We start from the raw sequence: 13,806 nt of genomic DNA on the forward strand, positions 1-13,806 counted from the left end.
TGCGCCGCATGTGCGGTGCGTGCGCATGCTCACCGCCCCTCCGCGGCGACGGCCTGGGGCAGGCGCAGGCTGAAGGTCGCGCCGCGGCCGTCGCTGTCCAGGGTCAATTCGCCGCCCAATCGCAGGGCGATGCGCTTGACCAGGTACAGCCCCAGCCCCGCGCCGGCAGTGCCGCCGCTGCCGCTGCCGCGCGCGAACTTGCGGAAGATCCCGGTGTGCTCGTGCTGCGGAATGCCGGGACCCTGATCGGCGACGCCGAGGATCAGGGTCTGCGCCTGCGCCGTGGCCGTCAGCCGTACCGGTTGTCCCGGCCCGGAGTACTTCAGGGCGTTGCCCAACAGATTGTCCAGGGCGATCCGCAGCAGGCCGCGGTCGCAATCCACCCGCAGCGGCGCCTGGGCCAGTTCGACCCGCACGCGCTCGCGTGACGGATCGAGCGCGCCCAGCACCTCGTCGATGAGCGCAGGCAACGCAAACACCTCGCGCTTGAGCGCGCCTTCGTCCGAGAGCACCTGTTCATCGTCGAGGAAACGTTCGATCAACTCGGACATGCGCTCCACCGATCGCTGGATCTTCTCGATGCGGCGGCGTCCTGCCGGTTGCAGCGCGGTCTCCGTGTCCTGCAGCATCTGGCCACTGGCATGGATGATCGACAAGGGCGTGCGGAACTCGTGCGACAGCAACGTCACGAATTCGCGCTGCTCCTCGCGCAGCCGCTGCTCGGCGACCAGTGCCTGCCGCAATTGCGTCTTGCTCTCGCGCAGGCGCTGCTCGGTGGCCTGACGCTGCACGATTTCCTCGGCCAGTTCGCGGGTGCGTTCGCGCACCTTGTGCTCCAGCGATGCCTCGGACTGCTGCGAGAGTTCTAGCGCCAGGGCCAATGCATCTTGGCGCTGCTTCTCCAGCGCGTAGAAGCGTTGCGCGAAACTGAAGGTCAGCAACAACAGGTGCAGGGTCAGGCCCACCGCCAGCGGCGCGCCATTGCGCAGCCACGGCGTGTTCGGCAGCAGGCCAAGGTTGATCAGGAAGCCGCGGAAGAATGCGATGTACAGCACCAGGAACGCCACCAGGTACAGCTTGGCCATGGCCTGGCCGCGCCAGCTCAGGTAAGCCGCCACCAGCAGCAGCAACGGTACGCTGACCAGGCTCAGCCCCTGCACGAACGGCATCACCGTGCCGAACCTGCCAAGCAGGAATCCGCTGCAGGCGACGCCGATCACCAGCCACACGAAGGTTTCGTAGGCGCGCGACAGCCGCGGGAAATGCGTGTGCAAAGCCATCAACCGCACGCTGAAGGACACGGCGATGGCCACGCTGAGCGCCAGCACCACGCCGAGTACGGTGTCGCCGCCGTCGTGCGTGTCCAGACGAAAGAACGGGCCGACCAGGCCCCGGGTCTTGTACACGCTGTAGCCGCTGGTGGCGATGTAGGCGACATACCAGCGCACCGGCCCCACGCCGCTGCGTCGCCAGATGAAGGTGCCGGCCATGCACAGCGCGAGGATGAAGCCCAGGAAGATGCTGTCCTGGCTGGCGGACAAGGCCTCGTGGGCGAGCAGCGCCTGCGGCTCCCACAGCTTCAGCGCCACCGTCATCGCATTGCGCTCGGTCAGGCGCAGGTAGACCTCCGGATAGCGTCCATCCGGCGCTTCCAACTGGAACACCGGCGTCCGCAGCAGGTAGGGGTACTCGCGCCGCGACACGTCCTCGCCGCGACGCAGTTCGCGGAAGCCACCGCCCGGCTGCGGCACGTATAGGCGCACGGTATCGGCCAGCGGCGCGTCCACCTGCAACATCAGCACCCGAGGCAGGCCGGTCATGCGATCCAGGCGCAGGCGCAGCCAGACCGCATCAGGGATGTAGCCGAGACTGAACTCCGGCGACGTCGGCTGCAGGTCGCCGCGCGCCGCCACCGCGTGCACGTCGAGCGTGCCGGCACGGTCGCGCAGCATCTGTACGTGCCCGTTAAGGGCAATGGAGCGGCGGCCCTGCTCGGAGACCGACTGGATCCCGCCGCACCCGCCAAGCAACAGGACGATCAGGAGCAACAGGGGCGTGAGCGTCGAGCGGCGGCGCATGAAGAACCCGGCGTTGTATCCGAACGTGTGCGTATGCAGGTGGCGGGCGTCACTGAAAGCACTGCGAGCGGCATCCCCATGCCGGCCCTGTGGCGGACACTACCCTGGCCGCTTCGAAATTCTACACAGGGAGACATGTAATGTGAAATTCATCAACCTATGACGTTGCGCAACACCTCGTTCCGTGCGTTTCGGCGCACGTCCCGTCTCCGAACACGCACGCACCCATGCCACGTACCGCAGCCAGTACCACGCCTGGCGCCCTGCTCGGACACCGCGCAAGCGGCTCCAGCAGAGCACGCCGCGCACCATGCTTCTGGGAGCGGATGGGACGCTGGCCAAGCGCTGGCACAAGGTCGGGATCGCGCGGGCATGACGCATCGGCGCCATAGCGCCCGGCAGCGAGCAACGCATGCGTTCGCACGGCCGCAGGGCGGCGGAAGCGAAAGAGGAGAGAGGAGCCTGCGCAGATGGCGGACAGGACGCGGGCGATGCCAGACAGGATTGGCATGCACGGCGTGGGATGGCGCGCCCGGAGGGATTCGAACCCCCGACCAATGGCTTCGGAAGCCACTACTCTATCCGGCTGAGCTACGGGCGCAACGGACGCGCATTCTAACGGCATTCGTGGTCCGCGTCTCCCCCATTCGCACGGCCCGGCGACGTCGCGCGCGCCGTGGGCATGCGGCCGCCGCCGTCCGCTCACCGGCACCTTGCGTCGACATGCGGCGCGGCGGCCACCTCGCCGTGGACGCCTGGCGCCCGTCCGCGTCCTGCGGCGCTCGGCCAACCAACGCAGGACACGGCGCATCCACCTCCGCGACGCACCGCCGGCACCACGCGGCTGCTACCCTTGCGCGATGGGTTACGAACGCTACGAAACGCCTGCCGCGCTGCCGCCGCGCGCGCGCCTGGGCCAGTATTGGAAACTGCTGCGCGGCGACCGGCCGATCGGCGTGCTGCTGCTGCTGTGGCCGACTTGGTGGGCGCTGTGGCTGGCCGCCGATGGGATACCGCCGCTGTGGACCTTGTTCGTGTTCACCGCCGGGGTGTGGCTGACCCGCTCGGCCGGCTGCGTGATCAACGACTACGCCGACCGCTGGCTGGACCCGCAGGTCGAGCGCACCCGCAGCCGGCCGCTGGCCACAGGCGCGGTCAGCGGCCGCGAAGCGCTGGCGGTGTTCGCGGTGCTGATGCTGGTGGCGTTCGCACTGGTGCTGACCATGAACGCGCTGACCATCGGCCTGAGCGTGGTCGGGCTGTTCCTGGCCGCCAGCTATCCCTACCTGAAGCGCTACACCTACCTGCCGCAGGTCTACCTGGGCATGGCTTTCGGCTGGGGCATTCCGATGGCCTTCGCCGCGGTGCGCGGCGAGGTGCCGGCGCTGGGCTGGCTGCTGTACGCGGTCAATATCCTGTGGGCCACCGCCTACGACACCTGGTATGCGATGGTCGACCGCGAGGACGACGTGCGCGCCGGCTCCAAGTCCACCGCCATCCTGTTCGGCGAACTCGACCTGGTCATCCAGGGCGTGCTGTACGCGCTGATGTTCGTCGCTCTCGCCTTCGTCGGGCATCGCGCGGACCTGGGCGTGTGGTACTGGGCCGGGCTGGGCGTGGCGGCGTTGCTGGTCGTCGTCGAATTCCGCATGGCCCGGCACCGCGAACGCGCCGCGTGCTTCCGCGCCTTCCTGCACAACAACTGGGTCGGCCTGGCGATCTTCGCCGGCATTGCCGCGGCGCTGGCACTGCGCGCCGGCTAGGGACCGTCATCGATCACGCACAGGGCGCGCCGGACTGTGAAACGTGCTCCATGGCCCTCGCAAAAGATCGGCGTCTAGGACGCGCCCTGCCGACATTGTCACTTTCCGGCGCGCCCCGCCGTCAGCCAGGCCATCGACTCGACCCACGCATGACCTGACAAGGAGGCGGCATCCGCCGCTCCTCCTCGCCCCGATGCGTTCTAGCGCTTGGCGTCCTGCGCTGGCGCATCCGCGGCCGGCGCGTGGGTCAGCAGCGCGAACACCCGTTGCTGTTCCTGCACGTCCTGCAGCCCGCTGATCCGCAGGCTGTCCCCCGGCAGCGGCGCCATGATCGTGGCCACGGTCAGCACCTTGCCGTCGGCCAGCAGTGCGATCGGCTTGCCGACGTTCTGCTCGGTGGCCTGGGTCAGGCGTTGGCCATGTCCAGGAAAGCGCAGGTCCAGCGCTGGCTGGCCATTGCCGCTGTCGGCGGACGCCACGGTCGCCGCATCCTCCACGACCAGCAGGGTCCGTGGCGCCAGGTACACCGGCTGCCCGTGATAGTCGGCCTGTACATAGCCGGCGGTGGGCGCATGGCTGACCAGGCGCCATTCGAGCTTCGCCTTGACCGGGCTGGCGTCGGCGACATCCGGGGCTTTGTCATACCCACACGCGGCGACACCGAACACACACAGCGCCATCGACAGACCCAACGCCTTCCAGCGCATCGCAAGCTCCTTTCGTTGTTGGCTTCCTCACGATCATAAAGCCGGGTGCGTCCGCCGACCGTTCATGCGCACAAGCGCGAGCATCCGGCAGATCGCCGCTGCGACGCGCCGGCCGATTCGCAGGCAAGACATGCGCGGCCCGGTCGCGCGCTGTCCAGCGACGCCAACCGCCCGCGCCCGCGCCCGCGCCCGATGGACGACCACGCTCACGGCACCCGCGCCACCACCCAGGCATCGACCCGTTCCACGCCGGCGCGGCGCAGCGCCTTTGCCGCGGCGTGGAGGGTCGCGCCGGTGGTCATCACGTCGTCGATCAGCGCCACGTGCGCCGGCAGCGCCGCCGAATCCGGCACCGCGAACGCACCACGCAGGTTGCGCCGGCGTGCGCGCGCATCCAGTTCGGATTGCGCCGCGGTCGCCCGCACCCGCTGCAATTCCAGGCACAGCGGCAGCGCCAGCGCGCGCGCCAGTGGCCGCGCCAGTTCCAGCGCCTGGTCGTAGCCGCGTTGGCGCAGCCGGGCCGGATGCAGCGGCACCGGCAGCAGCGCCTGCGGCCGCGGCAAGGCCGCGCAGCGTGCCTGCAGCAGCGCGGCGAGCAGGCGCCCGGCGGCCAGGTCCTGATGGAACTTGAAGCGGCGCAACAGGCCATCGACCGGCGCGGCGTACACGCAGGCGCTGACCACCCGCTCCAGCGGCGGCGGCCGGCGTTGGCACGCGCCGCAGACCTGCTCGGCATCCAGCGCCTGTAGCGGCAGTGCACAGCGGCAGCAGGCCGCCGCATTCCAGGGCACATCGTCGCGACAGGCGGCACACAGGTCCAGGCCCGGCGCGCCGGGCTCCCCGCACACCAGGCAGCGTTCCGGCAGCAGGCGGCCCTGCAGCCAGCGCCAACCGCCGTCAACCAAACCAGCCATCGCGAAGTTGACAGGACGTTGCATGCTTACCAGACTGCCCGCTTTCCCAGCCGCTGACCGTCAGGAAACCCCCATGTCCGCTGTCGTCCGACACGACTGGCAACGCCAGGAATTGCTCGCCCTGTTCGACCTGCCGTTCCCGGAACTGCTGCACCGCGCCGCCGCCGTGCATCGCGAACACTTCGATCCGGCGCAGGTGCAGGTGTCCACGCTGCTGTCGGTGAAGACCGGCGGCTGCCCGGAAGACTGCGCGTACTGCCCGCAGGCGCAGCGCTATGCCACCGGCGTGGAGGCGCAGAAGCTGATGAGCACCGAGGCGGTGCTGGACAAGGCGCGCCAGGCCAAGGCCGCCGGCGCGTCGCGGTTCTGCATGGGCGCGGCCTGGCGCTCGCCCAAGGACCGCGATATCCCGAAGGTGGCGGAGATGATCCGCGAGGTGAAGGCGCTGGGCCTGGAGACCTGCGCCACCCTGGGCATGCTCGACGGCACCCAGGCGCAGGCGCTGAAGGCGGCCGGGCTGGACTACTACAACCACAATCTGGACACCGCGCCGGATTTCTACGACTCGATCATCCACACCCGCCAGTATCAGGACCGCCTGGACACCCTGACCCACGTGCGCGACGCCGGCCTGAAGACCTGCTGCGGCGGCATCGTCGGCATGGGCGAGTCGCGCGACCAGCGCGCCGGCCTGCTGCAGGCGCTGGCCAACCTGCCGGTGCATCCGGACTCGGTGCCGATCAACCGCCTGGTGCAGGTCGCCGGCACCCCGCTGCACGGCACGGTCGAGCTGGACCCGTTCGAGTTCGTGCGCACGATCGCCGTCGCCCGCATCGCGATGCCGCGGGCGATGGTGCGGCTGTCGGCCGGGCGCGAGAGCATGAGCGACGAACTGCAGGCGCTGTGCTTCTGCGCCGGCGCCAACTCGATCTTCTACGGCGAGAAACTGCTGACCACCGGCAACCCGGACACCGAGCGTGACCAGGCGCTGTTCGCGCGGCTGGGGCTGCGGCCGATGCAGGTGATGGTGGATGCCGACGCGCACGACCATCCCGGCACCGTGCACGCGGACATCACCGCCCAGCCCACACCGGCGATCGCCGCCGCGCTGGTCTGAGCCTGGGGCGTCCGTCCGCCGATCCGGCCGTCCATCGCCGGCGGCGCCCGGCCCGGCCGGGGACGCGCTACGCTAGCCCGCCAGATGCCCGTCCCGCGCCCATGGCCCGTCCCGACCTGCACGACCGCATCCAGTCCGCGCGCGCCCTACGCGAAGCGCAGGGGCGCCTGCGCGTGCGCCGCAGCGTCGGCCGCCGCGACGGCGTGCGCCTGGAAGTGGACGGCCGCTGGCTGACCGGCTTCTGCAGCAACGACTATCTGGGCCTGGCGCAGCAGTTCGAAGTGGTCGCCGCCCTGCAGGACGCGGCCGCGCGCGAGGGCGCCGGCGCCACCGCCTCGCACCTGGTGTGCGGCCACCACGCGCTGCACGAGGCGCTGGAACGCGAGATCGCCGACTGGCTCGGCTATCCGCAGGCGCTGCTGTTCGGCAGCGGCTTCATCGCCAACCTGGCGGTGCAGCAGGCGCTGCTGAGCGAGGAAGAGGACGTGTGCGTGCAGGACCGGCTCAACCACGCCAGCCTGCTCGACGCCAGCCGCCTGGCCGGCTGCCGCCTGCGTCGCTATCCGCACCTGGATGCCGAAGGCGCGATGCGCCAGCTCAAGCACGCCGCCGACGGTGCGGCGATGCTGGCCACCGATGGCGTGTTCAGCATGGACGGCGACGTCGCCCCGCTGCGCTCGCTGGCGCTGGTGGCGCGCACGCAACAGGCGCTGCTGTACGTGGACGACGCGCACGGCGTCGGCGTGGTCGGCCCGCAGGGGCGCGGCAGCGTCGCCGAGGCCGGCCTGGGTGTCGACGACGTTCCGCTGCAACTGGTGACCCTCGGCAAGGCACTGGGCGGCTACGGCGCCGCAGTGGTCGGCGATACCACGCTGATCCGGCATCTGGCCGAAACCGCGCGGCCGTATCTGTACACCACCGCGCTGCCGCCAGCGCAGGCCGCGGCCTCGCTGGCGGCGGTCAAGCTGGCGCGGCGCGACCAGTGGCGGCGCGAGCGGCTGGTCGAACTGATCGCCCTGTTCCGCGGCGGCGCGCGCCGTCACGGCCTGGAACTGATGGCCTCGGACACGCCGATCCAGCCGCTGCTGTGCGGCGAGGAGCGCACCGCACTGGCGTGGTCGGCGGCGCTGGAACAGGCAGGCCACCTGGTCTCGGCGATCCGCCCGCCGACCGTGCCGGAAGGCAAGTCGCGGCTGCGCGTGACCCTGTCGGCGCTGCACACGCCGGCGCAGGTGCAGGCGCTGCTGGACGCGCTGGCGCTGGCGCGCGATCGCGTGGCCGCGCACCCGCCCGGCGTGCCGGCATGAGCGCAACCGACCTCGCCGCGCGACGCGCGGTGTGGGACGCGCTGGCCGAGTTGTACCTGGACGATGCGGTCGACGCGCGGCATGCGCAGATCGCCGCGGTACTCGCCGCCTCGCCGTTCGCCACCGACACGCTGTGGCAGATGCTGCGCGAGGACGTGCATCCGCGGCTGGCGCCGAACCTGCTGACCACGGCCGGCGCCTGGCAGGGCATCGACGGCGACTGGCTGAGTGCGGCGATCCAGCAGCGCCGCGGTGCGCATCGCGTATCCGCCTGGTGCACCCGCGGCTATCCGCGCCGACAGTGGCGCCTGCTGCTGCCGCAGGTGCTGGCGCAGCGCGCGGCGCACTGACGCGACGGCCGACGCGGCCTTTCCTGTTCCTTCGTGACGACGGACGACGATGCATATCGACACCCTGGGGCAGGGCCCCGATCTGGTCCTGCTGCACGGCTGGGCGTTGAACGGCGGCATCTTCGCGCCCTTGGTCGAGCGCCTGACGGCGCAGTACCGCCTGCACCTGGTGGACCTGCCCGGGCACGGCCACAGCCGCGGCGACGACACGCCGCTGGCATTGCCGCACGTGGTCAGCGCGATCGCCGCGGCCACGCCGCCGGCCGTGTGGCTGGGCTGGTCGCTGGGCGGGCTGTTCGCGCTGCACGCCGCCGCCACGCAACCGCAGGTACGCGGGCTGGCGATGCTCGCGGCGACGCCGCGCTTCGTACGCGGCAGCGACTGGCCGCACGCGGTGGAGCCGCAGGTGTTCGAACAGTTCGGCCGCGATCTGGCCGAAGACTATCGCGGCACCCTCGAGCGCTTCCTGGCGCTGGATACGCTCGGCTCGGCGCACGCGCGCGCCGAACTGCGTACCCTGCGCGAGGCGCTCGACGCCCGCGGCACGCCCGACCCGCACGTGCTCCAGGACGGGCTGACCCTGCTGGAACGTACCGATCTGCGCCGCGCCCTGCCCGGCCTGCGCGTGCCCAGCCTGTGGATCGGCGGCCAGCGCGACCGCCTGGTCCCACCCGCAGGCATGGAGGCCGCCGCCGCGCTGGCGCCGAACGCGCGCGCACTGATCGTCGCCGGCGGCGGCCACGCCCCGTTCCTCGGCCATGCCGACACCGTGGCCGAAGCACTGCGCGGATTCCTGGCAACGCTGGACTAGCGGCGTCGTGCCGCGCGTTCCATGGTGCTGTCGTAGCAGCGGCTTCAGCCGCGACACGCCTGTTGCGTCGGGTCGCGGCTGAAGCCGCTCTACAAGCGCTTGCGTCGAGCCCGCCGGGTGCACTGTGGGAGGGACTTCAGTCCCGACGCATTGCGCCATCGGAAAGCGCACACCGTCTCGCGCGTCGCACGCTGCATGACAGTTGACTCCCACAAGGCATCACGCGACCCGCACCGACGTCAGAAAGACGCAAGCGGCTCCGCCGTGGGACTCAACTGTCGTGCCGCCGCGACAAGCGAAGCCGGAAGCCGACCGACACCCTCCGTCGTCGGGACTGAAGTCCCTCCCACAAGGACGCCCGGCTCATCCCTGTGGGAGCGACTTCAGTCGCGACGCATGGCAGTCGAACGCAGCGCAGCGACGTCGCACCAACACGTGTCTTGCCTGCTCAATCGTCTTGCAGTCGCGATGTGACGAAGCCCAAAGCCGGCCGACACCCTCCGTCGTCGGGACTGACGTCCCTCCCACAAGGATGCCGGCCACCCCTGTGGGAGCGACTTCAGTCGCGACGCATGGCAGCAAAACGCTACGCAGCGAAGCCGCTCCTGCACCTGCCGTACGTGCCAGTGTCCTCAACGTCGCGGAGCGAGGCTGGCCGCCACTGCGCCGATGTCCGATCATCGCGGTTCCTTCGAACGAGAACGCAAGCATGGACCTTGGAATCGCCGGCAAATGGGCGCTGGTCTGCGCCGCGAGCAAGGGGCTGGGACTGGGCTGCGCGCAGGCGCTGGCCCGCGAAGGCGTGCATGTGGTGATCGTGGCGCGCGGCCAGGCCGCGCTGGAGGCGGCCGCGGCGCAGCTGCGCGCGCTCGATGGCGGTGGCGAGGTGGTCGCGGTGGCGGCGGACATCGCCACCGAGGCCGGCCGCGCCGCCGCATTGGCCGCCTGCCCGCAGGTCGACATCCTGATCAACAACGCAGGCGGACCGCCGCCCGGCGATTTCCGCGACTGGGAACGCGAGGACTGGCTGCGCGCGCTCGACGCCAACATGCTGGCACCGATCGCGTTGATCCGCGCCACCGTCGATGCGATGCAGGCGCGCGGCTTCGGCCGCATCGTCAACATCACCTCGGCCGCGGTGAAGGCGCCGATCGACAGCCTGGGGCTGTCCAACGGCGCGCGCGCCGGCCTCACCGGCTTCGTCGCCGGGCTGGCGCGGCGCACGGTGGCGCACAACGTGACCATCAACAACCTGCTGCCCGGGCAGTTCGACACCGACCGGCTGCGCGGCAACATCGCCCACGCCGCGCAGCGCGAGGGCATCGATCCCGCCGACCTGGCCGAACGCAAACGCCGGCAGATTCCGGCCGGGCGCTTCGGCACCGCGGAAGAATTCGGTGCGGCCTGCGCCTTCCTGTGCAGCGCGCAGGCCGGCTACCTGAGCGGGCAGAACCTGCTGCTGGATGGCGGCAGCTATCCGGGGACGTTCTGAGAAGCCGGGAGTGGGGATTGGGGAGTCGGGATTCGTAAGCCGAGATTGGCGACGCGTGCGCAGAACGCGGTGATGCAGGTGGCGCTGCTGGCCGCGGCACAACGCGGGCGGCGATAATGCGCGGATGGATCCTTCCGCGTTCGACTCCCAGCACATCCGCCGCGCCTTCGCGCGTGCCGCCGCCAGTTACGATGCCGCCGCGGCGCTGCAGCGCGAGGTGCAGGGGCGCTTGCTGGAATCGCTGGACTACCTCGGCGACCGCGTCCCGCAGGTGGTGCTGGACGTGGGCAGCGGTCCGGCGCATGCCGCCGCGGCGATGAAGAAGCGCTGGCCGCGCGCGCAGGTGATCGCGCTCGACCAGGCGCTGCCGATGCTGCAGCAGGCCAAGCGCCAGGCCGGCTGGTGGAAGCCGTTCGGCCGCGTCTGCGCCGATGCGCGCGCGCTGCCGCTGGCCGAGCACAGCGTCGATGTGATCTTCAGCAATCTGTGCCTGCAGTGGGTCGAGGACCTGCCGGCGGTGTTCGCCGGATTCCGCCGCGTGCTGCGCCCCGGCGGCCTGCTGCTGTGTTCCAGCTTCGGCCCGGACACCCTGATCGAACTGCGCGAGGCCTTCGCCCAGGCCGACCGGATCACGCCGCACGTGAGCCGCTTCGCGTCGATCGCGCAGTTCGGCGATGCGCTGATGCTGTCGGGCTTCCGCGATCCGGTGCTGGACCGCGACGTGTTCAACCTGACCTATCCGGACCTTGCCGCGCTGATGCGCGAACTGCGCGCGATCGGCGCCACCAACGCGCTGCAGGCGCGCCGCCACACCCTCACCGGCCGCGGCCGCTTCGCCGCCGCCAGCGCCGCCTACGAGCCGCTGCGCGGCGCCGACGGCACCCTGCCCAGCACGTGGGAAGTGATCTACGCGCACGCCTGGGCGCCGCCGCCGGGCGCGCCGATCCGCGAGGGCGGCGGCGAGATCGCCGCGGTGCCGCTGTCAGCGATCCCGATCCGCCGCCGCGGCGACTGAGCCAGGCAGCACCCGGAACAGCACCCGACCCTGGTAGGGCATCCCCAACGCTTGCGCCTGTGCGCCCTGCGCGGCGATGCGCGCGGCGACCTGCGGCCAGGCCTCCTGCTTGCACACCCACACCCGCCCGGCGCGCGGTTGCCGCAACACCGTGAGCAGATCGGCGTCGTATTCGGGACCGAAACGCGGCGCGGCGCGCACTGGGTCCAGGCGGATCTTGCGTACCTGCGCGCCCAACTCCAGGCGCAGGCCGTAGCGCGCCATGTCCTCGACGAACACCACCTCGCGCACCGGCGCATCGGCACGCTGCGCGATCGCCTGCGCCCAGGCGCCGGCATCCTTGTGCGTGGGCAGCAGCGCCACGGCCAGTTCGAGCGCCAGCAGCAATCCGCACCAGCCCAGCAGCCACGGCCAGCGCCACGGCGCCCGGCCCTCCTGCGCGCGCTGCCACGCCGCCAGCAATGCCAGCGGCACGAACAGCGGCAGCACGTACAGCGGCAGCCGTGAGCGCGATAGGCACAACACCAGCAGCGGCAGCAGCAGCCACAGGGTCAGCAACAGCGGCGCGGCCTGCTGCAGGCGCAACGCCGGATCGCGCCACCACTGCCGCAGTTGCCGCTGCAATTGCCAGGCCCAACGCGCCAGCGCCGGCGTCCACGGCAGCGTGCCCAGGACCAGGATCGGCGCATACGCCACCGCCCAGCCGTACCACTGCGCGTTGCGCCCGAACGCATCGCTGGCCACGCGCTTGACCACCTCGTCGCCGACGAAGTACTGCAGCAATCCCGGATGGCCGTGGATCACCGCCAGGTACCAGGGCAGCGCCAGCACCACGAACAGGACGATGCCGGAGAGCTGCAGCGCGCGCCGCGGCGGCCCTGGCGTCACCGCGTTGAACAGCAGTAGCGCCGGCAGCGGCAGCAGGCCAGGCGGGCCCTTGGTCATGAACGCAAGGGCGAAGCCGGCCCACATCGCCGCGATCCAGCGCTTGCCCTGTCCGGGCGGATGCGCCCGCGCTTCGACGAAGGCCCACACCGCCAGGGTCTCGCAGGCGGCGAGCAGGAAGTCGGTGGAAATCCATTGCGCCGCGCCGAACGGGGCCAGCATGGTCGCGTACAGCAGCGCCGCCTGCGCCGGCAGCTCAGGGCGTTCGGGAAACAGCCGCGCGGCCAGGCGCCACACCAGCAGCACGCACAGCAGGTAGGACAGCGCCGATGGCAACCGCGCCGCCCAGGGCGACGGCCCGAACGCGGCGACGCTGGCGGCGATCGCCCAGTAGGTCAACGGCGGCTTGGTCCAGTGCGCCACGTCCTCGCTGCGCCGGGGCGTGAGCCAGTCGCCGCTGTGCAGCATGTTCAGCGCGACATTGGAGTAACGGCCCTCGTCGGCATCCCAGATGCCGCGGGCGCCCAGCAGGGCCAGCGCGAGCGTGCAGGCCAGCAGCGCCACCGCGACGGCCGGGGAACGAAGCAGCGCGCGCATCGGCAGTCCTCTCGGTCGACGCGGCGACCATAGTCACCGCGCCTGCGGCCGCAGATGACGGCCGGCGGACAGTTTTGCGACAGCGCGAGCGCGCCGGCCTCAGGCCGGCGCGTGGCTCAGGCAGAGACCTGCGCGATCCAGTCTTCCAGGTTGTAGTAGTTGCTCACCCGGGCGATCCTGCCGTCGCGGATGTCGAAGAACGCCCCGCCCGGCAGCACGTAGCGCTGGCCGCGCGCCTCCGGCAGGCCGGTGTCGGTGTGGTGGTATTCGCCATGCACCACGTACTCGGCGGCGGCGCGGCGGCCGTCCTGCGCGGCCAGCACCACGATGTCGTGCAACTGCTCGCGGTAGCTGGCGTTCATGCGCTGCAGGAAGGCGGCGAAGACCTCCTTGCCGGTCTCGCGCGCGCCCTGGTTGAGATCGTGGGCGACATCGTCGGTGAGCATGCCCAGCATGCCGTCCCAGTCGCCGCGGTTGAACGCCGCGTAATAGGCCTGCACCAGGGCGATGGCCTGGTCCTGCGCAGGAACTCCGTGGTTGCTCATGGCTGCCTCCCTCGGGCCGTGGAAAGGCCCATCATACGGCGCGGCACAGCCCTGCGGCGGGCAGCCACCGGCGGCGGCGATGGAGGCACTGGACCTTCTGCAGCCGCAAGCGCCAACGGGGTCGGACACAGCGCGCCAGGCCCGCGATCTTTCGCGACTCGGGACGGCACTGCCACGGGGCACCAAGGCTGCGCGCGCGCTGCGTGGGCGCGCTCCATCGGCCGC

General features: G+C 71.1%; 12 protein-coding genes and 1 tRNA gene. 7 read left to right on the plus strand and 6 right to left on the minus strand.

Annotated features, from left to right (window positions below):
- Positions 1 to 29: 29 nt before the first annotated feature.
- Positions 30 to 1,952, minus strand: coding sequence for an ATP-binding protein (locus ACHWVH_RS13825; protein WP_394687382.1), 1,923 nt, complete (start codon positions 1,950 to 1,952; stop codon positions 30 to 32).
- Positions 1,953 to 2,602: 650 nt separating this feature from the next.
- Positions 2,603 to 2,679: transfer RNA gene (locus tag ACHWVH_RS13830), tRNA-Arg, on the minus strand.
- A 259-nt stretch (positions 2,680 to 2,938) separates the two neighbouring features.
- On the opposite strand from ACHWVH_RS13830, the gene ubiA reads away from it, so the two are divergent.
- Entirely contained in the window at positions 2,939 to 3,841 is a 903-nt protein-coding gene (ubiA, locus tag ACHWVH_RS13835; RefSeq protein WP_394687383.1) for a 4-hydroxybenzoate octaprenyltransferase, read from the plus strand.
- Between the two features lie 200 nt (positions 3,842 to 4,041).
- Here ubiA and ACHWVH_RS13840 read toward each other — a convergent pair whose 3' ends face one another.
- Positions 4,042 to 4,548: a preprotein translocase subunit SecD gene (locus ACHWVH_RS13840; RefSeq protein ID WP_394687384.1), complete on the minus strand. Its 507-nt coding sequence runs from the start codon at positions 4,546 to 4,548 to the stop codon at positions 4,042 to 4,044.
- Between the two features lie 206 nt (positions 4,549 to 4,754).
- Positions 4,755 to 5,486, minus strand: coding sequence for a double zinc ribbon domain-containing protein (locus tag ACHWVH_RS13845; protein WP_394687385.1), 732 nt, complete (start codon positions 5,484 to 5,486; stop codon positions 4,755 to 4,757).
- A gap of 49 nt (positions 5,487 to 5,535) precedes the next feature.
- On the opposite strand from ACHWVH_RS13845, the gene bioB reads away from it, so the two are divergent.
- From bioB to bioC, 6 genes are all read left to right on the plus strand, one after another.
- Positions 5,536 to 6,579 carry a biotin synthase BioB gene (gene bioB, locus ACHWVH_RS13850; RefSeq protein ID WP_017914166.1) on the plus strand — a complete coding sequence of 348 codons (1,044 nt, stop codon included), beginning with the start codon at positions 5,536 to 5,538 and terminating at the stop codon, positions 6,577 to 6,579.
- Between the two features lie 101 nt (positions 6,580 to 6,680).
- Positions 6,681 to 7,886, plus strand: coding sequence for an 8-amino-7-oxononanoate synthase (bioF, locus tag ACHWVH_RS13855; protein WP_394687386.1), 1,206 nt, complete (start codon positions 6,681 to 6,683; stop codon positions 7,884 to 7,886).
- The gene (locus ACHWVH_RS13860; protein WP_394687387.1) at positions 7,883 to 8,236 is read left to right on the plus strand and encodes a hypothetical protein; all 354 of its coding nucleotides are present in this window, start codon (positions 7,883 to 7,885) and stop codon (positions 8,234 to 8,236) included. The genes bioF and ACHWVH_RS13860 overlap by 4 nt, the downstream gene beginning before the upstream one ends.
- 49 nt (positions 8,237 to 8,285) lie before the next feature.
- Positions 8,286 to 9,047, plus strand: a complete 762-nt coding sequence (gene bioH, locus ACHWVH_RS13865) for a pimeloyl-ACP methyl ester esterase BioH (protein ID WP_394687388.1) — start codon at positions 8,286 to 8,288, stop codon at positions 9,045 to 9,047.
- Between the two features lie 709 nt (positions 9,048 to 9,756).
- Complete coding sequence (locus ACHWVH_RS13870) at positions 9,757 to 10,539, plus strand: SDR family oxidoreductase (RefSeq protein ID WP_267093368.1); 783 nt, start codon at positions 9,757 to 9,759, stop codon at positions 10,537 to 10,539.
- Between the two features lie 124 nt (positions 10,540 to 10,663).
- Positions 10,664 to 11,554, plus strand: a complete 891-nt coding sequence (bioC, locus tag ACHWVH_RS13875) for a malonyl-ACP O-methyltransferase BioC (protein ID WP_394687389.1) — start codon at positions 10,664 to 10,666, stop codon at positions 11,552 to 11,554.
- Here bioC and ACHWVH_RS13880 read toward each other — a convergent pair.
- Both ACHWVH_RS13880 and ACHWVH_RS13885 read right to left on the minus strand, forming a co-directional pair.
- Complete coding sequence (locus tag ACHWVH_RS13880) at positions 11,522 to 13,036, minus strand: ArnT family glycosyltransferase (RefSeq protein ID WP_394687390.1); 1,515 nt, start codon at positions 13,034 to 13,036, stop codon at positions 11,522 to 11,524. The two genes, bioC and ACHWVH_RS13880, sit on opposite strands and share 33 nt — an antisense overlap.
- 116 nt (positions 13,037 to 13,152) lie before the next feature.
- Positions 13,153 to 13,581, minus strand: coding sequence for a ketosteroid isomerase-related protein (locus ACHWVH_RS13885; RefSeq protein ID WP_017914487.1), 429 nt, complete (start codon positions 13,579 to 13,581; stop codon positions 13,153 to 13,155).
- Positions 13,582 to 13,806: the final 225 nt, after the last annotated feature.

The organism is uncultured Xanthomonas sp. (assembly GCF_964278005.1).
Classification (GTDB): domain Bacteria; phylum Pseudomonadota; class Gammaproteobacteria; order Xanthomonadales; family Xanthomonadaceae; genus Xanthomonas_A; species Xanthomonas_A sontii.

Excerpts from the sequence above, each read along its gene's own strand:
- ACHWVH_RS13825 (WP_394687382.1), bottom strand. The coding sequence starts at position 1,952 with ATGCTGCGCGACCGTGCCGGCACGCTCGACGTGCACGCGGTGGCGGCG.
- bioC (WP_394687389.1), top strand. The coding sequence starts at position 10,664 with ATGGATCCTTCCGCGTTCGACTCCCAGCACATCCGCCGCGCCTTCGCG.
- bioF (WP_394687386.1), top strand. The coding sequence starts at position 6,681 with ATGGCCCGTCCCGACCTGCACGACCGCATCCAGTCCGCGCGCGCCCTA.
- ACHWVH_RS13880 (WP_394687390.1), bottom strand. The coding sequence starts at position 13,036 with ATGCGCGCGCTGCTTCGTTCCCCGGCCGTCGCGGTGGCGCTGCTGGCC.
- bioH (WP_394687388.1), top strand. The coding sequence starts at position 8,286 with ATGCATATCGACACCCTGGGGCAGGGCCCCGATCTGGTCCTGCTGCAC.
- ACHWVH_RS13845 (WP_394687385.1), bottom strand. The coding sequence starts at position 5,486 with ATGCAACGTCCTGTCAACTTCGCGATGGCTGGTTTGGTTGACGGCGGT.
- bioB (WP_017914166.1), top strand. The coding sequence starts at position 5,536 with ATGTCCGCTGTCGTCCGACACGACTGGCAACGCCAGGAATTGCTCGCC.
- ACHWVH_RS13860 (WP_394687387.1), top strand. The coding sequence starts at position 7,883 with ATGAGCGCAACCGACCTCGCCGCGCGACGCGCGGTGTGGGACGCGCTG.
- ACHWVH_RS13840 (WP_394687384.1), bottom strand. The coding sequence starts at position 4,548 with ATGCGCTGGAAGGCGTTGGGTCTGTCGATGGCGCTGTGTGTGTTCGGT.
- ACHWVH_RS13885 (WP_017914487.1), bottom strand. The coding sequence starts at position 13,581 with ATGAGCAACCACGGAGTTCCTGCGCAGGACCAGGCCATCGCCCTGGTG.
- ubiA (WP_394687383.1), top strand. The coding sequence starts at position 2,939 with ATGGGTTACGAACGCTACGAAACGCCTGCCGCGCTGCCGCCGCGCGCG.
- ACHWVH_RS13870 (WP_267093368.1), top strand. The coding sequence starts at position 9,757 with ATGGACCTTGGAATCGCCGGCAAATGGGCGCTGGTCTGCGCCGCGAGC.